The organism is Sinomicrobium soli (assembly GCF_003285545.1).
Taxonomy (GTDB): Bacteria; Bacteroidota; Bacteroidia; order Flavobacteriales; family Flavobacteriaceae; genus Sinomicrobium.
The window spans coordinates 98,830-119,788 of sequence record NZ_QLNV01000007.1 but is presented as its reverse complement, the minus strand read 5'-3'; the positions used below and the strand labels follow the sequence as shown (position 1 = coordinate 119,788).

The 20,959-nt window shown below is 44.5% G+C and carries 21 protein-coding genes; 6 read left to right on the top strand and 15 right to left on the bottom strand.

The features are described from left to right. Positions 1-70 precede the first annotated feature (70 nt). Positions 71-934 carry a GIY-YIG nuclease family protein gene (locus tag DN748_RS10945; RefSeq protein ID WP_112371873.1) on the top strand — a complete coding sequence of 288 codons (864 nt, stop codon included), beginning with the start codon at positions 71-73 and terminating at the stop codon, positions 932-934. A 197-nt stretch (positions 935-1,131) separates the two neighbouring features. Here DN748_RS10945 and DN748_RS10940 read toward each other — a convergent pair whose 3' ends face one another. Next, a complete protein-coding gene (locus tag DN748_RS10940) occupies positions 1,132-2,229 on the bottom strand; it encodes a hypothetical protein (protein WP_112371872.1) in 1,098 nt (365 codons plus the stop codon). A 1-nt stretch (position 2,230) separates the two neighbouring features. After that, a complete protein-coding gene (locus DN748_RS10935; RefSeq protein WP_112371871.1) occupies positions 2,231-3,037 on the bottom strand; it encodes an RNA polymerase sigma factor in 807 nt (268 codons plus the stop codon). Positions 3,038-3,467: 430 nt separating this feature from the next. Here DN748_RS10935 and DN748_RS10930 point away from each other — a divergent pair, with 430 nt between their 5' ends. Continuing rightward, positions 3,468-3,743 (top strand): helix-turn-helix domain-containing protein, encoded by a 276-nt coding sequence (locus DN748_RS10930; protein WP_112371870.1) that lies wholly within the window; start codon positions 3,468-3,470, stop codon positions 3,741-3,743. Between the two features lie 65 nt (positions 3,744-3,808). On the opposite strand, the gene DN748_RS10925 is transcribed toward DN748_RS10930, so the two are convergent. The 10 genes from DN748_RS10925 to mnmE all read right to left on the bottom strand — a co-directional run bounded on the left by DN748_RS10925 (position 3,809) and on the right by mnmE (position 13,179). Continuing rightward, positions 3,809-5,074: an IS256 family transposase gene (locus DN748_RS10925; protein WP_112371869.1), complete on the bottom strand. Its 1,266-nt coding sequence runs from the start codon at positions 5,072-5,074 to the stop codon at positions 3,809-3,811. Positions 5,075-5,243: 169 nt separating this feature from the next. Then, positions 5,244-5,678 carry a DUF6730 family protein gene (locus tag DN748_RS10920; protein ID WP_112371868.1) on the bottom strand — a complete coding sequence of 145 codons (435 nt, stop codon included), beginning with the start codon at positions 5,676-5,678 and terminating at the stop codon, positions 5,244-5,246. Between the two features lie 11 nt (positions 5,679-5,689). After that, positions 5,690-6,565: a relaxase/mobilization nuclease domain-containing protein gene (locus DN748_RS10915; RefSeq protein WP_112371867.1), complete on the bottom strand. Its 876-nt coding sequence runs from the start codon at positions 6,563-6,565 to the stop codon at positions 5,690-5,692. Continuing rightward, positions 6,562-6,879 carry a mobilization protein MbpA gene (gene mbpA, locus DN748_RS10910; RefSeq protein ID WP_112371866.1) on the bottom strand — a complete coding sequence of 106 codons (318 nt, stop codon included), beginning with the start codon at positions 6,877-6,879 and terminating at the stop codon, positions 6,562-6,564. Before mbpA ends, DN748_RS10915 begins: the two co-directional genes overlap by 4 nt. A gap of 145 nt (positions 6,880-7,024) precedes the next feature. Next, positions 7,025-7,885 carry a toprim domain-containing protein gene (locus DN748_RS10905; protein WP_112371865.1) on the bottom strand — a complete coding sequence of 287 codons (861 nt, stop codon included), beginning with the start codon at positions 7,883-7,885 and terminating at the stop codon, positions 7,025-7,027. A gap of 213 nt (positions 7,886-8,098) precedes the next feature. Beyond that, complete coding sequence (locus DN748_RS10900; RefSeq protein ID WP_112371864.1) at positions 8,099-9,304, bottom strand: primase-helicase family protein; 1,206 nt, start codon at positions 9,302-9,304, stop codon at positions 8,099-8,101. 87 nt (positions 9,305-9,391) lie between these two features. Continuing rightward, positions 9,392-9,679 carry a helix-turn-helix transcriptional regulator gene (locus DN748_RS10895; protein ID WP_112371863.1) on the bottom strand — a complete coding sequence of 96 codons (288 nt, stop codon included), beginning with the start codon at positions 9,677-9,679 and terminating at the stop codon, positions 9,392-9,394. A 131-nt stretch (positions 9,680-9,810) separates the two neighbouring features. Continuing rightward, positions 9,811-10,341: a hypothetical protein gene (locus DN748_RS10890; protein WP_146746596.1), complete on the bottom strand. Its 531-nt coding sequence runs from the start codon at positions 10,339-10,341 to the stop codon at positions 9,811-9,813. 148 nt (positions 10,342-10,489) lie between these two features. Next, positions 10,490-11,617 carry a site-specific integrase gene (locus tag DN748_RS10885; RefSeq protein WP_112371861.1) on the bottom strand — a complete coding sequence of 376 codons (1,128 nt, stop codon included), beginning with the start codon at positions 11,615-11,617 and terminating at the stop codon, positions 10,490-10,492. A gap of 176 nt (positions 11,618-11,793) precedes the next feature. Further along, positions 11,794-13,179: a tRNA uridine-5-carboxymethylaminomethyl(34) synthesis GTPase MnmE gene (mnmE, locus tag DN748_RS10880; RefSeq protein ID WP_112371982.1), complete on the bottom strand. Its 1,386-nt coding sequence runs from the start codon at positions 13,177-13,179 to the stop codon at positions 11,794-11,796. A 147-nt stretch (positions 13,180-13,326) separates the two neighbouring features. On the opposite strand from mnmE, the gene DN748_RS10875 reads away from it, so the two are divergent. Further along, positions 13,327-14,556: an MFS transporter gene (locus DN748_RS10875; protein ID WP_112371860.1), complete on the top strand. Its 1,230-nt coding sequence runs from the start codon at positions 13,327-13,329 to the stop codon at positions 14,554-14,556. Between the two features lie 97 nt (positions 14,557-14,653). Here DN748_RS10875 and DN748_RS10870 read toward each other — a convergent pair whose 3' ends face one another. Both DN748_RS10870 and DN748_RS10865 read right to left on the bottom strand, forming a co-directional pair. Next, entirely contained in the window at positions 14,654-15,610 is a 957-nt protein-coding gene (locus tag DN748_RS10870) for a phosphoribosylaminoimidazolesuccinocarboxamide synthase (RefSeq protein ID WP_112371859.1), read from the bottom strand. A gap of 42 nt (positions 15,611-15,652) precedes the next feature. Further along, positions 15,653-16,615 carry a PhoH family protein gene (locus DN748_RS10865; RefSeq protein ID WP_112371858.1) on the bottom strand — a complete coding sequence of 321 codons (963 nt, stop codon included), beginning with the start codon at positions 16,613-16,615 and terminating at the stop codon, positions 15,653-15,655. Positions 16,616-16,872: 257 nt separating this feature from the next. Here DN748_RS10865 and DN748_RS10860 point away from each other — a divergent pair, with 257 nt between their 5' ends. Genes DN748_RS10860 through gldG form a run of 3 tightly spaced genes read left to right on the top strand, consistent with a single transcriptional unit; the run spans position 16,873 to position 20,128 of the window. After that, on the top strand, positions 16,873-17,703 hold the full coding sequence (locus DN748_RS10860) for an SAM hydrolase/SAM-dependent halogenase family protein (RefSeq protein WP_112371857.1): 831 nt from the start codon (positions 16,873-16,875) through the stop codon (positions 17,701-17,703). A gap of 30 nt (positions 17,704-17,733) precedes the next feature. Next, entirely contained in the window at positions 17,734-18,459 is a 726-nt protein-coding gene (gldF, locus tag DN748_RS10855; protein WP_112371856.1) for a gliding motility-associated ABC transporter permease subunit GldF, read from the top strand. Further along, on the top strand, positions 18,449-20,128 hold the full coding sequence (gene gldG, locus DN748_RS10850; RefSeq protein WP_112371855.1) for a gliding motility-associated ABC transporter substrate-binding protein GldG: 1,680 nt from the start codon (positions 18,449-18,451) through the stop codon (positions 20,126-20,128). The genes gldF and gldG overlap by 11 nt, the downstream gene beginning before the upstream one ends. Here the strand turns inward: gldG and DN748_RS10845 are convergent, their stop codons facing one another. After that, positions 20,129-20,863 (bottom strand): CDP-alcohol phosphatidyltransferase family protein, encoded by a 735-nt coding sequence (locus DN748_RS10845; RefSeq protein WP_112371854.1) that lies wholly within the window; start codon positions 20,861-20,863, stop codon positions 20,129-20,131. It lies immediately after the preceding gene. Positions 20,864-20,959 lie beyond the last annotated feature (96 nt).

The window sequence follows — 20,959 nt, the reverse complement described above, 5'->3', positions numbered from 1 at the left end:
ACACAAAGGACAGTTTAATTAATTTGCTATATATTTAAGTGCCACATTTAATTTTTCGAATTTTTGATCAATGAAGAACTTTGGCAAAACCATTAAAATATTTCTTGTTGATGGGCATCCCAATGGTAGGATGACATGTGAATTATCTAACTGGACGGGTAAAGCATTTAAGATACCACGAAAAAAGGTAAAAGATTCTTTTGATCGTCCAGAACTAGAGAACACCGGGGTATATATTTTATTTGGAAAATCCGAAGATCCTGATGAAAAGGATCTTGCCTACATTGGAGAAGCCGAAGGTATCTATAAAAGGCTTACACAGCACCTATCTGCTAAAGATTTTTGGACCGAAGCATTGGTCTTTGTTAGCAAAGATGAAAACCTTAACAAGGCCCATATTAAATACCTTGAAAGTCGCCTTTATGAAATTGCCCTTAAAGTGAACAGGTATTCTTTAAACAATGGTAATATCCCTCCCCGGCCTAGTATCGCTGAATCTGATGAAGCTGAAATGGAAGAATTTATTGAAAATATTAAGCTTCTTGTTAATGCTCTTGGTTTTAAAATCTTTGAGGAACTAAGACCAGATAATCAGTCGGTTGAAGAGCAAATCAATAATACTTTTTTTATTGAAGCTGCCAGAGGTGCCAATGCACGAGGACAAAGTACTACTGAGGGATTTGTGGTTTTGAAAGATTCTGAAATAGCCAAATCTGTCACAAAATCATTTCCTAAAAATTGGTTACGTCTTAGGGAAAGGTTATTAGAAGAGGGGATGGTTGTTTTTAACAATGGTAAATATATTTTTAAAGAGGATTATTTATTTACCAGTCCGTCGGCTGCCGCAGCTATTGTTATGGGAAGAAGTGCTAATGGGCTTACGGAATGGAAATTAAGTGATGGCAGAATTTTAAAAGCCATGGAGTTGAATTAAAATGGAATGGCGGCCTCCCCTGCGGGGGGTACCCCCCGCAGGGGAGAACAATCAGACAGAGTTTAATTTACAGACCCTGTTTATCCGAAAATTTAGGTCTGTAAAATAAGAGAGCCCACGCGTTGTATATACTGTTCGTATTTAGTGAGTGTCATTGACCTCACCTTACGGGTGTACAAGCACCCTCGATAGACTTCTTAATCTATGATGAGTTCAATACCTGCTTTCTCGGCTTTGTACTTTATTTTTGTCATGAGTTCATAATAACTCCAGTTCCGCAATACAAATTCTTCCTCCTTAGCGATCCCGATCTTGTCCTCCTGATTTAATAAAATGAGCGTTCCTGCCTGATGTTTAATGCAAAAATCGATCAATCTCCTGCTGTATACGTGTATACGATGGTGTAGATAATTGCTTTCCGCACTGCGGAGTTTGTTCACCGCCTTTAATTTTCTTTCAACCCCTTTGCCCGATCTGGAATAGGTCGCCCCGATCTGTGCCCTTTTAAGGGCTGCCTGTATGGCCAATCTCCTGTACAGGAACTCTTCCTTGGTGCCAATGGTGAGCCTGGCGTTAACAGTCTTCACTACAATGGGATATTCAAGAGACAAAGAAGCCTCCGCTATCACTTCCGGTCTTAGCCCATGTTTTTCTTTTTCGACTTCAAAAACAGGCAGCCAGAAGATTTTACCATCCTTTAGTTTGATATGGGAAGTACAAAGTTTGGTTTCCCCTTTTATCACTCGCTCCAATAGTCTTCGTTTATCGGTGTGATCTTTTCCCAGGTAAGTACGAAAAGGGATTTGAAACAAACGAAAGCAAAAGACCTGTTTCTCCGTGTTAAAGGATAATCCGCTGAGGCACTCGGGACCAAAAGGAAAAGCCATGTCCCTCCTGAAATTCTTCAGCGAGCGTTCGCCTTTCCAGTATTCGGACTTATTTTTGTTAAAGGAGGCGATCAAGGTCCTGTTCAGGTTGGACAATATGTTTGTAGGGATGTCCCCTTTAAAGCGATCTGATACCACGCGATAGGTCGTATTGATACGGGAGCGTTGCAAGATTCCTTGCTCATCTTTTTTTTCATCGGCCAGTTTATACTTTATCCCTTCTGATAGATAGAAGAATTCCTTGACCATTTCCTGTACATACAAATGGGAAACAATAAGGTTAGCTGCTCTAAAGCATCTGTTCTGCCACTGGTAGAGTTTATCCAGTTTTTCCTTCCGTTCTTCTTTAGTAGGTAAATCAATCAGTAACTGGATTTTTCGGGTCAATTTTAGGGTAGATTTTTCCATACTAAGCGGATTCTAATTGTAGATTATGCTTCTCCTGGATGAACTTATACGCGGTTACAAATTCTTTGTGAATTTGCTTTTGGGATAAGTTCAGCGTTTCGGCAATCAGCGCAAAGGAATATTTCTTGTCGCATCTGAGTTCCAATATCCTTTCCTGTTCCTCGCTCATCACGTCCGAAACCTTTATATCGCTACCAGGAGACTTTTGCCTGTATGTGGGTGTATTTCCATGATGGACGATAGTTTTAATGTCCTGAATAGCCATTTTTACCTCGTTGCTGGTTTCGGTGATACCCTTTCCTATAACCTCGGCAATGGCTTTATACCGAAAGCCGTATTTTAAACAGAGTTCAATTAAATGCCTTCTTTCTGCATTGAGAAGGGGTAATACGCTTTTGATCCGGTCGAAGGCCTTTTGCTCCGACTCCTGGTCTTCCAGGTTTTCAGACATACTTGCCGGGTCGTACCCTGCCATATAGTCCTGGTAATTGTCGTAATCCTCTAAGGAATTGATTTTCCTGAAAAATTTATTCCTGGGTTTGGTATAGTATGAAATACATTCCCTTTTCATCACAAACTTTAAGAAATAGAGAATGTGCTCAGGTCTTTCTATCCTATCCTTGTGAACCCATAACTTTAAAAAAGTATCCTGAACCAAAGATTCTATGACGAAATGATCATTTAGCATTCTTTTACCGACCCAAAATATGATACCACGATATTGAGCATGAACGTATTCTAAAGCAGAAGGTTCCCCACTTTTTAATAACTCAAAATACTTTGCCAAGGGATTGTGTATACTTTTCATAGGGTATAAAGTTTTACAGATGGATTTTGCTTTTGGAATACTTAGGGCAACAAATTCCCTTGCAAGACTTCATAGTGATTTTATGCAGAAACCTTTGCTTTAGAAAAGAAGAGTTATTGAGAAAGCCCATGATAGAAAATGGATGGGCGTGGAACTCTACTTATCGAACAGGGGTACTGGCATACCTTACAGCGATAAAAGAGCCCACGCCCGGGTCGTGAGCAATCTTACTTATCCTCTCGCTGTAAATGAAAAGTGCCAGTTTTCTGTTCGAGATTCAAAGCAATTGCTTCCAATATTTTCTATTTGAAGAATTGCAAATTTATATTAATCCATACAAATATAATAAAAAATCATAAATGGTAAGATATATCATACCATTATTTCTTGAGATAAGTAAGAAATTTAAAGATTCCAAATAAAAAAAGGCGTGACTGAAAAGGAAAAACTTGGGAAGTATTTATTAGAACTTAGGGAAAAAATACCAAGTAAAGAGTATGATAAAGAACATATTTCTCAACAAGAACTCGCTGACAGTAATACTGGTTTAACCAAATTCTTCATAGGGACTGTTGAAAGAGGAGAAGCAAACCCTACCTTAGATAAATTAATCCTTTTGGCCAAGGCATTGGATTTAAAGACAATAACTCTACTTGAGTTAGAAATTAATGTAGATAAGTACATCAAAGAATTAAAGACGAAATAAACCTCGCTGACGCTCGTCTAAGAGGGTGTAAAACGGAAATAAGTATCTCTTCCGGGGTCTGTAAATTAAACTCTGTCTGATTGTTCTCCCCTTCGGGGGGTACCCCCCGAAGGGGAGGCCGCTAAATCCAGGGGAATCCGGTTCCCAAATTTAATGTATAATTGCTGGATGGTCAAACTCCAATTTTGCAAGGGGCTGGTCCATTTCTTCTCGATATTTTTGGTGGCCAGATACACCAGCTTTAGCAGAGCCATATCGTTGGTAAAGGCTCCTTTGGTCTTGGTCACCTTACGCACCTGGCGGTGGAAGCCCTCTACGGCATTGGTGGTGTAAATGATCTTGCGAATCGGTTCGGTGTACTCAAAATACTGTGAAAGTTCTTCCCAATTACGTTGCCAGCTCTCGATCACTACAGGATATTTTTGACCCCATTTTTCTTCCAGGTTCAACAGTTCGTCTTCGGCCACCTGTTTATTGGTGGCCCGGTAAACCCGCTTTAAGTCTTTTAAAAATTCCTTTTGATCTTTGGAAGCGATATACTTCAAGGAATTACGGATCTGGTGTACAATACACTTTTGCACCTGGGTCTTGGGGAAAACGCTCAAAATCGCTTCTGTAAAGCCTTTAAGGTTATCCGTGCAGGCGATCAGGATATCTTCCAATCCACGCTGTTGTAAATCCGTGAGTACCTGAAGCCAGAAGTTGGCCCCTTCACTCTCGGAGATATACATCCCCAGCACTTCTTTATAACCTTCTTTGTTGACTCCAAGGATATTGTATAATGCCTTGTGCTCGATGCGTCCATCTACCTTAACCTTGTAGTGCATGGCATCTAACCATACGATGCAATACAGGGGCTCTAAAGGGCGGTTTTGCCAGGCTTTAACCTCCGGTATGATCCTATCGGTAATTTGGCTTAATACCGTATGAGAGATATCGGTATCGTACATCTCTTTGATGTGGGCAGAGATGTCCCGGTAACTCATTCCGAGGCCGTAAAGCCCGATGATCTTATCGGAGAGCTGATCGGCAAGAATGGTCTGACGCTTCTTCACAAGGACAGGCTCAAAGCTACTTTGCCGATCTTCGGGGGTATCAATATCAAAACTACCAAAACGGCTCTTAAGGGTCTTTTTACCCTTACCATTGCGCTTATTGCCTTTGGTGCGCTCCTGATCATCAAGATGGGCATCCATCTCGGCTTCCAGGGCCTTCTCGATCACGTTCTTTAACATCGGGGCTAAGGCGCCGCCTTCCCCGAAGAGGTTCTTCCCCGACATAAACTGTTCAAGGATCTTTTTCTCTAAATCTGATTGTGCTTTGTTGCTCATAATTATTGTCTGAATAAAATTAACAATTAAAATCTATTCAGACAGAGTTCAGTTTACACCCTCGATAAACAAAGGGAATGTCCCATAGATAGCTTTTTTGCCCAGGTCATAGGGAAGGCCCTATCCAAAAAGCCCCCAAATCCTTACCGAACTAACCTATGTTGCGCGGTTATTTTTCTTCTCGTATCCATTTTTCATACTGTGTTCTCACTTCCGGGTTGTCTTCCATAAAATAATGATAATGCCCTCTGATACCTTCATATTTTTCCTCCCAGTACTTTTTTTTGTTATGAAGATGTACACTATAAATTATAGAGGCTAACGTAAGTGCATGTACTACAATAAAAGAAATCACCAGCCAACGGGGAAGCCGGTAAGTACCCTTTACCGCTTTATACACCTCGGTTAAATTCTCGTCATGACGCGATTGTAATTCTTGGTGTTTATTGAGGTGCTCTTTTAATAGGTGTTCCACTTCCGTAGCATCCGCCTTGACTTTGATATCTCCGAGATATTCCGACAGCTCTTCCAGTCGATCAATGGACACATTAAACCCGTGGATTTCTTCGGTTAATAGTTCTGCGATTTCTTCTAATTTTCCCATAACGTTTGTTTTTAATATCCCATTCCGAAACCTGTATCCATAGCCCTTTTGGCGACTTGTTTTGCCAGCTCTTTAGCAATTTTGACCGTAATATTACTGCTTAGTTCCACAGCTTTACCCATGAGTTTTACCTGGTTGTTCTGTATCAGTTTTTGGCCGAACCGTTGGTTCTGGGAAATGGCCATGGCCAGTTTTCCTCCGGACATATCCCGGTGCACTTCGCTTCCCTTCAGGTTATAAGATTTGTACTGAAATCGGAACCCCTGTAACTGGTCGGATTTATTGATATAAGGGGTTACTTTGACCCGGTTTTGTTGCATGAGTTGGATATACTGGTCAAAGTCCCGGGGACGCTGTTCCCGCATTACCATTTCATGGATGGTTTTGATCTCCTGTCGGATAGGTTTTAAAGCCATGGTCTTTTCTTCCTGTACTTCCCGCACCGTGGTGAGTTGTAATTGTCGGGCTGTTCGTTCGGCGGCCTGCTGGCTTCGCTTGCCGATATAATTATCCTTATAAGCCTTGCCCTGGAAATCAATTCGATTCACATATAAATGAATATGGGTATGGGCTTTATCCCGGTGCACAAAGGCAATAGCCTGCCGTTCGCCTAATTCCATTTCTTTCATAAAAGTATCGGTAAGTTCTTCCAGATCTTCCCGGCTTAACGTTTGGCCATCTTCAATAGTAGGACTAAGCACAAAACTCAGGGTGTTTTTTTCACAACGTACATTCATCTGCTGTATCATTTGAAATTCTTTGGTCACCTCCTTTGGGTTATCTCCACAAAGGTTTTGGGTATAGACGATTTCGGCATTCTTTTCCTGGTTCCATCCGTATTGTATGGAAGCCTGCGTATGTGCTATGGCCTGTCCTTTACCGATCATTTTTTAAAATTATAGAGGTGTGTTTTTATCTCCTGGGCCAACCGGAGCACTTCATCGGCCAGTCTGGGGTTTCGTTTGCGGAACATATTACTAATGCGTTTAAAATTGTTGTGGTACTGTACCAGCATTTTATAGGCCTCCAGTTGTTCTTCGGTTAATCGTTCCACAATCCGGTCTTCCATAACGGCCATACGGCAATAAGCACTTATACTCAAACCGGCTCTTTTGGCTTTGATACGCAGCAGCTTTTTTTCGTACTGTGTGCAGCGAAATTTAATATAGGTGGTTTTATTATGTTTGCTTTTTCTTTTCACCTTTAAGTATAATCCTGTCGAAATGAAATTCGGGCTTTAAACATTTTTGCAAACGGAATGCCGCAGGCAGAAACCCTCTTTGCGACCTTCGGGAGCAAAGCGAGATTGTTTTTGTGGCAACAAAAACACATCTCGAAATTCCTACTCAGCCGGATAGTTGCTGTTGAGTCACCCACCATTCGTTGACATCAGTAAATCCTTTATACAACAGGGACATATCAATACACTTTGGATTTTGTTTTAATAAAAATTCAGTCGTTTTTATACCTGCGGCATCACGATCCAAATAAAGTTCAATACAGGTGTAGGATTGCAGGTATTTTTCAATTTTTCCGGCAAATGAAATAGAATTTAAAACCAACACATTAGCTTTTTCCCGGATAGAAGGATTGTAACTTAATAGGGAAAGCATATCAAACATACCTTCACAAATGACCAGGTTTGTTTGATTATACTTGATTAGGGTGATGTCTTTTGGTGAAGAACTGTTTTTATAGAACTTATTTCTCAGCTCATAACCGCCGGAAATATTTTTAAGGCCCATAGCAAAATACCTTTTTCCGTTAAGGGCGTAATGTACTTCGTCACAATAATGGTGAGCTGTTTGGTACTTAATACTCCTTGATTTCAGATATTGAAGTAAAGCAGGATGGCTAATACGTTTGGTTTGGATAATTGCAATTCCGTGATCTTTTTCCGGAGATGCCGGTTGCTGAAAAGAAAAAGAAATATTCTCCCGATCCAGTATGGCCAGAGCTTCCTTGACTGAACATTGGTTGATAAGGCAAACGAGATCGATCACGTTACCGCCAATACCGGCACCGTGATCGTACCATCTGTTTAATGGTAGAGACACTTTTAAAGAGGCCTGGGTTTCTGACCTGAGCGGACTCAGGAACCAGGCTTCTTTCTCCGTTTTCCGTACGGGAAAGTGCCCGAGATTGCGCAAGGCTTCCAGACAGGAAAAATTCCGGGCGCTTTCACAGGTTAATTGTTGCTTTTTCATGTGTCGGGTTTTATGTGGTGAAAATTTTGATGAAATGATGAAAATCCTTTCGGAGCTGTTGATTTTACAGGTGTTTCAGGCTTTATCATTTTTTCATCATTCATCAAACTCAATTTTAAATCTTCATCATTTTTGATCGGGTTTCCATTTTGATGAACGTTTGATGAAACTTTGATGAAGAGTTATTTTTCTGATTTTCATTTTGTTAAGTCTTTAATTCATCATTTCATCAAAAATTCTGTAAATCTTTTTTCTTTCAACAGTAAAATATCGGCCCACACGACTGATTTGGGCGAACTCACCGTAACTGGTAAACTCATACCCCGGGTAGGAATTTGAGTTGTCCGAAGGTGTCAGTTCCCATTTGTTTTTCAGGATTTTCCTGATGTCGTTGGGTTCAAAGTTTTTACGCCTGACTTTACTCAGGTTTGACACGATCTCCCTTGGCGTGATTTTCAGTTCGTCAGTCCCGGTGGCCTCAAACATTTCATAGAGTAGGAGCACCATTTCCCTTTCTATCGCATTGTTGTTTAACCAAACCAGTTTTTGAAGTGCCCTGGTCTTGATCTGTTCCGGGGTAAACCACATTCGGGTTTTCTTTTTAGTAGCATAGGGCCGGTCGATAAGGTGTTGCAAAAAAGCCGGTATTTCTTTGATGAGTTTGTGTAAATATTCGGTGTCTTCCGTTTCAAAAGGTGGAACTTTCCGTACCCAAAAGCGTATTTCGTCGGAATCAATGAGAATAAAGGTGTCTTCGTTGTTGCTGCAAAGGATAAACTTGCCAAAAAACTCAATTTCCTCGCGATCCTTACCTTTGGCTTCTATTTTGTCCTTGTCGGTCGTACTCAAATATTTTAATCGTTCCGTGATCTCCTTTTTATCAAAGAAAACCTCGTCAACTGCTACAATGACTTTCGAAACCCAATCAGCATTGAACTGGGATGAAAAACTATCTCCCTTGATGTAGGTCATATTCTGACCGAATATGGCTTTAAGCCATTTGATAAAGGTGCTTTTCCCTGTACCTCGTTCTTTGCTTACCAGGCATAGGATCGGGAGTATCTGTGAAGGCTTCTCGTAGATGATCTTTAGATAGTCCAGTCCCAGTTCGGCCTGTTCCCCGAAAATATGTGCTATAAAACTCAACGATACCGGGCATTTCCCCTGTTGGGGCTGTACCGGTAATTCGTGATAGGTATTATATGAATTGCCAATGATCTGTCGATGATTAATGTGTTCAGGAATGCAACAAAACCCGTCAAACTTCGGAACCTTTGATAGATAGGTTTTCCCGTGATCTGCAATAATTGTTTCCTTGTTCCACCGAACCATGATGGATATGAAGTCCCCTGAAATGAGGGGACGTTCAATATCCTTCCAATAGGTAGTGCCGATGCGTCTATAGGGTATCTTATCCATATCAGTGGATTTAAAAACCGTATTTTTTACAGTTTTGGTTCAAGCTAAAAATTGAATAATAAAGTCTAAGAGGGTAGGGAGTGGATTTCAGACTTTTTTGTTCTTCAGGACATGGGACAGTGCTTCATCCTTTGTTTCCTGTCGGGATCTCCTGTGGTTTCTCAACAGCCAGTTTTCGAGCTTTTCCCTTTCAAAGAAAATCACTTTACCATTGGGTTTGGAAAAAGGGATTCTGTTCTCTGAAGTTAGCTTATAGAGATAGCTTTTTGAAATGCCTGTATAGTCACAGGCTTCATCGAAAGTCAGGACACGTTTGTTGAACGCAAGAAGTTTTTCAATTCTTTCCAGGCGCTCTTCTAATTCGAGATTGTTCATTATCGTAAAGTTTTAAATTACTAATGAACAAAGGCCTTTGTTTTCTTTTCGTAGAATTCCTGAAAACAAAATTATAGCATGAAATAACAGGGAGGATCAAAAACCAAAATAAACAAGTAAAAACAATTAGATCAAAGCGGGGGCCTCTCGATACTTAATATTTTGGGAATATCAATACTATCTTTAGTATAGAGCTTTTTCTTCTCTTTTAAGCTGTTTTTATGATCGTTGAAAGTATTGTCCTTAAAAGCATTGATGCTCCGGTTATGGGAAATGATACTCTTGCTGTAAATCTTTTTTATGTCTTCTTCATCCCAAATCCCGATATGGGCAATTTGAAAAAGAATTCTCCCGATGTCTATTTTCTTGTTGGCCTCGGAGATCAGGCCGCCGTCTTCTATATTCGCCAGGTTTAATTCTAAAAGATTTTTCAGGTCGTTTTCCAGGGCATCAGAACCCTTTGGTGAACTAAACCATTTTTTGAGGAAGTTTATCAGGATTTCCGTCTGGTTTATATTCAAAGTAGTATCGGAGGTATCGGGGAGGTTTACTGCTTCTTTAGCGTGTTTCCTTTTGTATTGCTTATAGCCTAATATGATAAAATAGCTAAAGACGAAAAGCAATAAGACAAGTAAAACAATAGTTCTTAACCAAACAGACATAAAATCCAGGTTAAAAACACTATAACCCAGAAGAATTAGAGCTGATATAATCCAAATAACTACGAACTGTTTAGCCCTTCTGCCTGAAACGGAATTCATCCTTTTCTCTATCCGGTGTATTTTTTCATAAAAGGAATTAAACACACTATTAAATTTTAAGTTCAGGTATAATATTCGCCGCCTCCTTCATTTTGGTGTCAACAATCTTGGCGTAGATTTCTGTAGTTCTCAATTCCCGGTGACCGAGAATTTTGGATACGGTGTATATGTCTGCACCGTGTTCCAGGAGCAGTACGGCACAGGTATGCCGGGCGCTATGGAAAGTAATATGTTTGGTAATACCGGCCCGCATACACCAGCGTAATATTTCCGCATTAAAATGAGCACCGTATTTAAGGCCTGTAAATACCCGCTCACTTCCATTTCCACGCTTACCGAGCAGGTCTCTTGCCTGGTCGGAGATATAAAGATACTCCAAACCTTCGGTTTTTTTCTGCCTGAACACAATTCGGGAGCTGTCATCTTCATCCCGGATTTCGGACCAGGTTAATTTATTGATGTCACTCCACCTTAGCCCGGTAAGGCAGCTAAAAATAAATGCTGATTTCAAAACAGGGTATTTACATTTTGCCCTGGTTAAAGCCTGTAATTCGGAATAGGTAAGGTATTCCCTCTGAGATTCTCCCTGCTCAAAACCTTTAACGCTCTTGATGATATTTTTATCGAGATAATCTTCTTCAAAAGCAGTACGCAGGCAGGCTTTGAACTTATTGAAATAAGTGTATTTGGAATTCTGCGATAGGGGAGTGCCGCCTTTTGTTTTGGCTTTGGTGTTTAAATACTTTTTAAAACCTTTGACAAAATTTTCGTCTATATCCTCAAAGGTGATAGCTGGAGGGCAGTATTTTTCGATATGCTTTAGAGCTGCATCCCAATTATCGTAGTTCCCCTTGCTTTCGTATCGTTCCTCCTTTAATCTGTCATAATATTCCAGGAAGTTGGTCTTAGACTTCTTGGTGTTTTTAATGTTGAATTTGCCCTGGATATAATCTGCCTTTCTAAGCGTAAGAATCTGATTGGCCAGATCAAGGGTTTCCTGATTGTGTCTTTTTTCTCCGGGAGTTTTTGGGTCTTGATGTAGATAAAGTTTGAGATATTCAAAATCACGATTGTTTTTCTGAATACCGTCTTTGTCGATAAAATAGCCTTTGTAATATTCCAGATACAAGCTGATTTTACCACTCTTGAGTTTTTTCCTTTTTAAAGTAATTTTCATATTGCAAGGTGTAAATTTTTACACCCCGTTATCAAAAATTATCGTAGAGGTGTAAATTTGGTGCAAAAAAGGTACAAAAATTAACTTTATAAAAGAAACCTAAACCCAAAATATTTTTTGTAATGTATTGATTTTGTTTGTTTTGGTTATATGTTTTTTGGTGTTGTTTGATAAATTTATTTACCGATACAAAAATTAGCAAAAATATTCCCCAGCAATTCATCATTGGTTACCTGACCGGTGATTTCCCCGAAGTGGTACAGGGCTTCGCGGATGTCGATGGCGAGGAGGTCTCCGGAGATACCCGTTTGAAGGCCGTGCTGCACCTTCTGAATTTCTTCCAGGGCTTTGAGCAGGGCATCGTAATGACGGCTGTTGGTGACGATGGTTTCGTTGTTACGCAGGGCGCCGGTGTTGACGAATTCGAGCAGTTTTTCCTTGAGTGTTTCTATGCCTTCGTTTTGCCTGGCGGAGATAAACAGGAGGTTGTCGTATTCCAGTCCTTTTGCAATTTCTTCTTTATCGGCCAGGTCGGTTTTATTGGCGAGGATAAGCAGTGGTTTTTGCGGGAACCGGTTTTTTATTTTTTCGATTTCAACGGTAATCGTTTCGCTGTTCGCTGCAAAATGGGAGGCGTCGAAAAGGTAAATGACTACCTGTGCCTGGGTGATTTTTTCGAAAGTCTTTTTAATCCCGATACTCTCTACGACATCTTCGGTTTCCCGGATCCCGGCAGTGTCTATAAAGCGGAAGGCGATACCGTTAATCACGATTTCGTCTTCGATAGTATCGCGGGTGGTTCCGGCGATATCGCTTACGATAGCCCGTTCTTCGTTGAGCAGGGCATTGAGCAGGGTAGACTTGCCTACATTGGGCGCTCCGACAATGGCTACGGGAATACCGTTTTTGATCACATTACCCACAGCAAACGAATCGATAAGGCGTTTGAGCACAAGCTCTATGCGTTGCAGGAGTTCTTCGAAGCGGCTGCGGTCGGCAAATTCGACATCTTCCTCGGCAAAGTCGAGTTCGAGTTCGATAAGTGAAGCGAAGTCGAGCAGTTCCTGCCGTAGTTTTTCGATCTCTCCGGAGAAACCACCCCGCATTTGCTGAATGGCTACCTGGTGTGAAGCCTCGTTGTCGGAAGCGATAAGGTCGGCCACGGCTTCGGCCTGGCTGAGGTCGAGCTTGCCGTTGAGAAAGGCACGAAGGGTAAACTCGCCGGCGTTGGCCATGCGGCAGCCGTTACGCAAAAAAAGCTGAAGTATTTCGCGTTGAATATAAGGGGAACCGTGGCAGGAAATTTCGATAACATCTTCCCCGGTATAGGAATGCGGATTTTTAAAAATACTGATCAGAACCTCGTCCAGGACTTTCGGACCGTCGACGATATGCCCCAGGTGAATGGTATGGCTTTTTTGTGCCGACAGTTCTTTTCCTTTGACCGAACGGAACTTTTCTCCTGCAATGCGGATGGCCTCTTTTCCGGACAGCCGGATAACGGCAATGGCTCCTGCGCCGCTCGGAGTGGCTAAGGCTATGATCGTATCGTTTGGCAGCATGACTTTTTCTTTGATGCAAAAGTATTTAAAATCGGGCAAATGGCCAGCGTGTGTTTTTTGTGATCTGGGCATCGTAAAAAGGATGACTATTGTGTATGAGATAACGGAGGGCACTTTAAATTTGCAGGGTATTAAAATCCTTTTACCATGCACAAAAATACATCGGTTTCCGCCGGATCGGGTATCACGGCAGAGAAGACGGTTTTCCCGGTATTGTTCGCGCTGAGTTTTTCTCATATGATGAACGACACCTTACAATCACTTATCCCTTCGATCTATCCCCTGGTGAAGGAATCCTTTAAGCTGAGTTTTGCGCAGGTAGGGCTTATAACCCTGACCTTTCAGCTTACCGCTTCACTGTTACAGCCCCTGGTCGGGTTGTATACGGACAAATATCCCAAACCGTATTCCCTGGCGATCGGCATGGGATTTACGCTGATAGGGCTGGTGGTTTTATCCATGGCACCTGATTTCGGGATGGTCCTGTTTTCCGTAGGGCTGATCGGGATGGGATCGTCTGTGTTTCATCCGGAAGCCTCACGTATTGCTCATATGGCCTCGGGAGGACGACATGGTATGGCCCAGTCTCTTTTCCAGGTAGGAGGGAATGCCGGTAGTTCTATGGGGCCGTTGCTGGCAGCCATGATCATTGTGCCGTTCGGGCAGTTTTCGGTGATCTGGTTCTCACTGGCGGCTTTACTGGCCATTATCGTACTGTCGCGCGTAGGACAATGGTATAAGAACAACCTGCACCGCGCACCGGCCAGAAAGAAAAAGACGTACGACCATGCCCTGGGGCATCGCTTGTCCCGGACACAGGTAATCTGGTCTATTGTCGTACTGCTTTTTCTGATTTTCTCCAAGTATATCTACATGACCAGCCTTACCAGTTATTATACCTTTTACCTGATGGACAAATTTGACGTATCCGTACAGGCATCGCAGGTCTATCTTTTCGTATTCCTGTTTGCCATAGCGGCCGGTACGTTTTTCGGCGGACCTTTGGGCGACCGTTTCGGGCGTAAGTATGTAATCTGGTTCAGTATCCTGGGTATCGCACCTTTTACCCTTATCCTGCCTTATGTAAACCTGTTCTGGACGGGGACACTGACCGTGCTTATCGGACTGATATTATCCTCGGCTTTCTCCGCTATCCTGGTATATGCCCAGGAGCTGATCCCGGGAAAAGTAGGGATGGTATCCGGGCTGTTTTTCGGCTTTGCTTTCGGGATAGCAGGCATTGGTTCCGCCATACTCGGCGATATTGCAGACGCCACGAGTATAGAGTACGTATTTAAAATGTGCTCTTTCCTGCCTTTGCTGGGATTACTTACCGTATTCCTGCCTTCGGAGAAAAGGAAAAGGGCAGAGATGTAGGAAATCATAAAACCATATATCAATATAAAAGCGTCCCGGTTGTCGAGGATAGACAGCCGGGACGCTTTTTGAAAGTATTGTGTTCTTTAACAGTAGATTAACCGGCCGTATTCAAGTAATCCAGTACGTTTTTCTCGATACGCGTTTCGATATTACTGATATTGGCACGCTGGAAAGTTTCCCCGGTAATCTGCTCATAGAGTTCGATATAGCGTTCGGATACGGAATGGATATAGGCATCGGTCATCTCCGGGATCTGTTGTCCTTCTTTTCCCTGGAACCCGTTTTCGATCAGCCATTGGCGAACAAACTCCTTGGACAATTGTTTTTGCTTTTTTCCCTTGTCCTGGCGTTCCTGGTACCCGCTGGCATAGAAATAGCGTGAAGAGTCCGGCGTATGGATCTCATCGATAAGCACGATCTTACCGTCTGCCGTTTTCCCGAATTCGTATTTGGTGTCGACAAGAATAAGTCCCTGTCTGGCGGCAATTTCCGTTCCGCGCTGAAAAAGAGCCCGGGTATAGGCTTCCAGCTGTGTATAATCTTCTTCGGAAACAATCCCTTTTTTCAGGATGTCTTCCCTGGAAATATCTTCATCGTGTTCGCCGTTGTCGGCTTTTGTGGACGGGGTGATGACCGGCTCGGGGAATCTGTCATTTTCCTTCATCCCTTCCGGCATGGGCACACCGCATAACAGCCGTTTCCCGGCATGGTATTCCCTTGCGGCATGGCCGGACAGGTATCCCCGTATTACCATTTCCACCTTAAAGGGCGTACACCGGTGCCCCACAGCCACATTCGGGTCGGGGGTAGCGATCAGCCAGTTGGGCACGATATCTTCGGTAGCCTTCATCATTTTGGTAGCGATCTGGTTCAGGATCTGCCCCTTGTAAGGTATTCCCCTGGGCATGACCACGTCGAAAGCCGAAAGCCTGTCGGTAGCGATCATGACCAGCAGGTCGTTGTCTAAGGTATAAACTTCACGGACCTTGCCTTTATAGACTGTTTTCTGTCCGGGAAAATTGTAATTGGTAGCTGTTATTGTATTACTCATGTGATGAACATCGTGATTTTGTCGCAAATATACGGGAAAAGCTTATGAGTTGCTGTTGTGCTCGATATCCTTATAAGCATCGATTATACTTTTTACCAGCCGGTGGCGTATCACATCCTTGTCGTTGAGGTATACCATCCCGATACCCTTAACGTCCTTGAGTACCAGCAGGGCTTCTTTCAGCCCGGAGATCACCCTTCGCGGGAGATCGATCTGCCCGGGGTCGCCGGTGATCATGAATTTGGCGTTTTTCCCCATACGGGTCAGGAACATTTTCATCTGGGCGTGGGTGGTGTTCTGGGCTTCGTCGAGAATTACAAAGGCATTGTCCAGCGTACGTCCCCGCATAAAGGCCATGGGGGCAATTTGTATGATGCCGGTTTCGATATAATTCTGAAGTTTTTCTGCAGGGATCATGTCGCGAAGGGCGTCGTAAAGCGGTTGCATATACGGGTCCAGCTTTTCCTTGAGGTCGCCGGGAAGGAACCCGAGATTTTCCCCGGCTTCCACGGCGGGGCGGGTCAGGATAATGCGTTTTACCTGTTTTTCTTTCAGGGCTTTTACCGCCAGGGCCACTCCCGTATAGGTTTTCCCGGTACCAGCCGGGCCTATGGCAAAGACCATGTCGTTTTTCATCATCATGTCTACCAGTAGCTGCTGGTTGGCCGTCTGGGCCTTGATCAGCCTGCCGTTGACCCCGTGAAGCAATACCCGGGCATTGGCCAGGGCCGGGGTTTCAAAGGCCTCGTCAGCGTCGCTCGTAAGAATGCGTTCTATGGTGTTTTCGTCCAGTTTGTTATACTTCCCGAAATACATGACCAGCTTGTCCATACGCTTGTCAAATTCTTCCAGGATCTCTTCGTCTCCATAGGCCTTTATCTTGTTGCCCCGCGCTACGATCTTCAGTTTCGGGAAATATTTTTTAAGGAGTTCGATGTTGATGTTCTGCTCGCCGAAAAATTCTCGCGGGCTGATCTCGGTAAGTTCTACTACTATCTCGTTCAAAAGCTATCGGGTTTGTTTATTCCTATTACCCGTTCCCGCACCGGTCTCACACCCCGCAGCAGGGGAAAAAGTCAGCGGACCTTCGGCGGACACGGTCATTAACTCTTCATTAAAAGTACGATAAAAAACTGTACTTTTTCCTATAGTTTATCCCCTCGTTTTTTAGTACGTTTGTGGTTTGTATACCCCTGAAGGAAATAAACAGAAGGATTGTATTTTCTGGCTAATTTACACAAAAAAAGCTTCGGTACTGTTTTATGGCTATAATAAGTTTAACTACGGATTTCGGAGAGAAAGACCACTTTGTAGGGGCGGTCAAGGGGGCGGTGTACCGGGAGGCAGAAGAGGTGCGTATCGTGGATATATCGCACCAGGTAAGCCCGTTTAACGTAGAGGAGGCGGCCTATATTCTCGGAAATGCCTACAGGGACTTCCCCGAAGGCAGTATTCATGTGTACGGTGTAGACTCCGAACGCAACCCGGATACACGGCATATAGCGGTTTGTTTCGACGGGCATTATTTTGTAGGGGCCGACAATGGCGTAATGTCGCTTATCATAGGTGAGGGGACCCCCGAAAAAATGGTAGAGATCAATCTTTACAACGATATGGATACGATTTTTCCCTGTAAAGACGTTTTTGTCAGGGTGGCCTGCCATATCGCAAGGGGAGGGAAACTGGAAGTCGTCGGAAAACCGATAGGGGAACTGAAATCCCTGAAGGCATTTACCCCCCTGCTCAACACCGAGCAGGATACGGTGACGGGTCATGTGGTGTATGTGGATAATTACGGCAATGTGGTGACCAATATATCGCGGCAGCTTTTCGAGAACGTGCGGAGAGGGAGAAAGTTCGAGCTCTATGCCCGCAATTACAGGTTTGAGAAAATACATGCCAAATACAGTGATATCGTCAATTTTTCCATAGAAAAACCGCTGCGGGACGACGACGGAAAACGGCTTGCCGTTTTTAATTCGGCAGGGTATATAGAACTGGCCATGTACCGCAGCAACCGCGATACCGTCGGAGGGGCTTCCAGCCTGCTCGGGCTCAGTTATAGGGATGTCGTTACGGTCAGGTTTTTATAATGATAATCTGCAGAGAGTGAGAAGTTATATATGCTTGCAATACTGAAAAAAGAAATAAATGCCTTTTTTGCCTCCCCGGTAGGATACCTGGTGATCGCTGTTTTCCTGGTGCTCAACGGACTTTTCCTGTGGGTTTTTGACGGGGAATACAACATACTGCAATCGGGCTTTGCCGATCTCACTGCCTTTTTCAGGTTGGCGCCCTGGATACTCCTGTTCCTTATCCCGGCGGTGACCATGAAAAGCTTTTCCGACGAAAGGAAACTGGGAACCCTCGAACTGCTCCTTACACGCCCGGTAAGTTACTGGCAGATCGTTCTGGGAAAATACGCCGCCGCTTTTGTCCTCGTACTCATGGCCCTGTTGCCTACCCTGTTGTACGTACTTACCGTATGGAAACTCGGGAACCCCGAAGGAAACCTGGATACAGGCAGTACCCTGGGATCGTACTTCGGTTTGTGCTTCCTGGTACTTTCGTATTCGGCCATAGGGGTCTTTACCTCGATATGGTCAGACAACCAGATCGTGGCCTTCCTCATATCGGTGCTGATATGTTTCTTTTTTTATTACGGTTTTGAAGGACTTTCCCTGCTGGGCAATACGGCCTGGATCTCCGCACTGGGCATGAAGGCGCATTTCGACAGTGTAGGCCGGGGGGTGCTGGATACCCGGGATATCGTCTATTTTCTCTCCGTGGCCTTCTTTTTCCTTTACCTGACCGTGGTCAGGCTCAAAAACAGACCCGATGGCAGATAAACTGAAAAGACATCCCCTGTTCGGCGTGGCGGGCGTTTTGGTACTGCTCGTGATCTGCAACATCCTTTCCGAAAATTTCTACGGGCGGTTCGACCTTACCCGGGATAAGAGGTACACCCTCTCCGAAGCCTCCCTCAAGCCACTGGAAAACGTAGACGAACCTGTTTTTGTAGATGTGTTCCTGGGCGGGCAGCTACCGGCCGAATTCCGCAAACTGAGGGAGGAAACCCGGCAGATGCTGGAAGAGTTTGCCGCGCGCAACAATCGTATTAGCTTTAATTTTATCGATCCGCTTGAAGAAAGCGGACATTCGGAAAACATCATCCGGGAGATGCAGTCTGTCGGACTTACCCCGCTCCGGTATTCGGTGGAAGAAGGCGGGAAAACCTCGCAGGAGATGATCTTTCCGTGGGCTATGGCCAACTCGGGGGAGAAGAGTGTAAGGATATCCCTGCTCAAAAACAAGCTGGGGGCGAGCGATGAAGAAAGGGTGAATAATTCCATTCAACAACTGGAATACGTCTTTGCCGATGCCTTTGCCAGGCTGGCGATAACCGATAAGCAGAATATAGCCGTGCTCAAGGGCAATGGTGAACTGGACGATATCTACATTGCCGATTTCCTGGGCACATTGCGCGATTATTACAACCTGGCCCCTTTTACAATGGACTCGGTGGCTACCGCCCCGCAGCGTACCCTGGACGAACTCCGGAAGTTCGATATGATACTGGTGGCCAAACCTACGGAGCCTTTTACCGACGGGGAAAAAGCGGTGCTCGACCAGTATGTGATGCACGGCGGGAAATCGCTGTGGCTGGTAGATCCCGTACATGCGGAAAGGGACAGCCTCTACAACGAGGCGGGAAAGACGTATGCCATGCCGAGAGACCTCAATCTCAACGATATGTTCTTTTCATACGGGGTGCGTATCAACCCGGTGCTGGTCAATGACCTGTACTTTACCCAGATCGTCCTGGCTACGGGAGAGGGGAATGCTTCCCGCTACGAACCTTATCCGTGGTTTTATGCGCCTATGGTGTTTTCGAAGAACGATCATCCCGTAACCAATAACCTGGAAGCCCTCCGGTTCGATTTTGCCGGGGCTATGGACACGCTGAAGAATACGGTGCGGAAGACCGTATTGCTGCGCAGCTCCCCCCTGTCAAAAACGGTAGGGACCCCGGTAGAGATCAGCCTGGACATTATCGGGGAAGAACCCGACCGGGAAACCTATAACAACGGCAATCAGCCCCTGGCGGTGTTGCTCGAAGGACGCTTTAATTCGGTATACCGCAACCGGGTAAAACCTTTGGACCTCGACGATAATAAGGAGGTAGGGGCACCTTCCGGAATGATCGTGGTCTCCGATGGCGACCTGATTAAGAACCAGCTGAACCAGGGGAGCCCCCTGGAACTGGGGTACGATAAATGGACCAATAATTTCTACGGCAATAAGGAGTTTCTCAGGAACTGTGTCAATTACCTGCTGGACCGGAACGGACTGATCTATATCAGGAGCAAGGAAGTCTCCATTCCTTTCCTCGACAAGGAAAAAGTGGCTGCCGGGCAGGCATTGTGGAAGGTGGTCAATCTTGCAGTACCCCTGGTATTGCTTGCGGTATTCGGGCTGCTGTTCTCTTTGCTGAGAAAACGCCGTTATGCCCGCTGATCAGAGATACTTTTGCGGGGTCACCACCGAAATGAGAATGTAGAGGACGATGATCAGCGGAACCGCCGCAAATTTCAGCACAGCCAGTAAGGCCAGGCACAACAGCAGGAAACCGTATTTTACGGCATTTTCCCGCAATCCCCAGGTTTTGAATTTAAGGGCAAAGAGCTTTATGCGGGAATTGAGTATATAGCTGCTGGCCAGGGTAACGGCGACCAGGAACCAGGTGTTCCCGATCACGGAAACAGCCAGCTCACTGTCCTGGTAGCTGAGAATAAGCGGCAGGGATAGTATAAACAGGGCATTGGCGGGGGTGGGGAGCCCGGTAAAGGAAGTCTGCTGGTCGTCGTCTACATTGAATTTGGCCAGGCGGTAGGCCGATGCCAGGGGGATAAGCAGTCCGGTAAACGGGATAAGCCCCTGTGGCTGCGACAGGTCGATGCGGATACCGGTATCCCACGATCCCGGGTTCAGGCTGAGCTGTAACAGGTGATACATGACCATGCCGGGAACCACACCGCTGGTAACCATGTCGGCCAGGGAATCCAGCTGAAGCCCGATCTCACTCTGTACGTTCAGCTTCCTGGCGGCAAAACCGTCGAAAAAATCGAAAAAGATCCCTGCGAAAACAAAAAATGCCGCGACCTGGTGATGTCCGAGAACGGCATATAATACGGCAACAGTACCGCAGAACAGGTTGAGAAGCGTGAGGATATTGGGAATATATTTTTTCATGGTGTTTTAGTTGTTAGTTCTTAGTTGTTAGTTCGTAGTCTGGGCAAACTAATAACTACGAACTAACCAACTAATAAACTAAGTCCCGGTAAAAAT

Coding starts and splice junctions, on each gene's coding strand:
- DN748_RS10945 (WP_112371873.1), top strand. CDS start 71: ATGAAGAACTTTGGCAAAACCATTAAAATATTTCTTGTTGATGGGCAT.
- DN748_RS10940 (WP_112371872.1), bottom strand. CDS start 2,229: ATGGAAAAATCTACCCTAAAATTGACCCGAAAAATCCAGTTACTGATT.
- DN748_RS10935 (WP_112371871.1), bottom strand. CDS start 3,037: ATGAAAAGTATACACAATCCCTTGGCAAAGTATTTTGAGTTATTAAAA.
- DN748_RS10925 (WP_112371869.1), bottom strand. CDS start 5,074: ATGAGCAACAAAGCACAATCAGATTTAGAGAAAAAGATCCTTGAACAG.
- DN748_RS10920 (WP_112371868.1), bottom strand. CDS start 5,678: ATGGGAAAATTAGAAGAAATCGCAGAACTATTAACCGAAGAAATCCAC.
- DN748_RS10915 (WP_112371867.1), bottom strand. CDS start 6,565: ATGATCGGTAAAGGACAGGCCATAGCACATACGCAGGCTTCCATACAA.
- DN748_RS10905 (WP_112371865.1), bottom strand. CDS start 7,885: ATGAAAAAGCAACAATTAACCTGTGAAAGCGCCCGGAATTTTTCCTGT.
- DN748_RS10900 (WP_112371864.1), bottom strand. CDS start 9,304: ATGGATAAGATACCCTATAGACGCATCGGCACTACCTATTGGAAGGAT.
- DN748_RS10895 (WP_112371863.1), bottom strand. CDS start 9,679: ATGAACAATCTCGAATTAGAAGAGCGCCTGGAAAGAATTGAAAAACTT.
- DN748_RS10890 (WP_146746596.1), bottom strand. CDS start 10,341: ATGTCTGTTTGGTTAAGAACTATTGTTTTACTTGTCTTATTGCTTTTC.
- DN748_RS10885 (WP_112371861.1), bottom strand. CDS start 11,617: ATGAAAATTACTTTAAAAAGGAAAAAACTCAAGAGTGGTAAAATCAGC.
- mnmE (WP_112371982.1), bottom strand. CDS start 13,179: ATGCTGCCAAACGATACGATCATAGCCTTAGCCACTCCGAGCGGCGCA.
- DN748_RS10875 (WP_112371860.1), top strand. CDS start 13,327: ATGCACAAAAATACATCGGTTTCCGCCGGATCGGGTATCACGGCAGAG.
- DN748_RS10870 (WP_112371859.1), bottom strand. CDS start 15,610: ATGAGTAATACAATAACAGCTACCAATTACAATTTTCCCGGACAGAAA.
- DN748_RS10860 (WP_112371857.1), top strand. CDS start 16,873: ATGGCTATAATAAGTTTAACTACGGATTTCGGAGAGAAAGACCACTTT.
- gldF (WP_112371856.1), top strand. CDS start 17,734: ATGCTTGCAATACTGAAAAAAGAAATAAATGCCTTTTTTGCCTCCCCG.
- gldG (WP_112371855.1), top strand. CDS start 18,449: ATGGCAGATAAACTGAAAAGACATCCCCTGTTCGGCGTGGCGGGCGTT.
- DN748_RS10845 (WP_112371854.1), bottom strand. CDS start 20,863: ATGAAAAAATATATTCCCAATATCCTCACGCTTCTCAACCTGTTCTGC.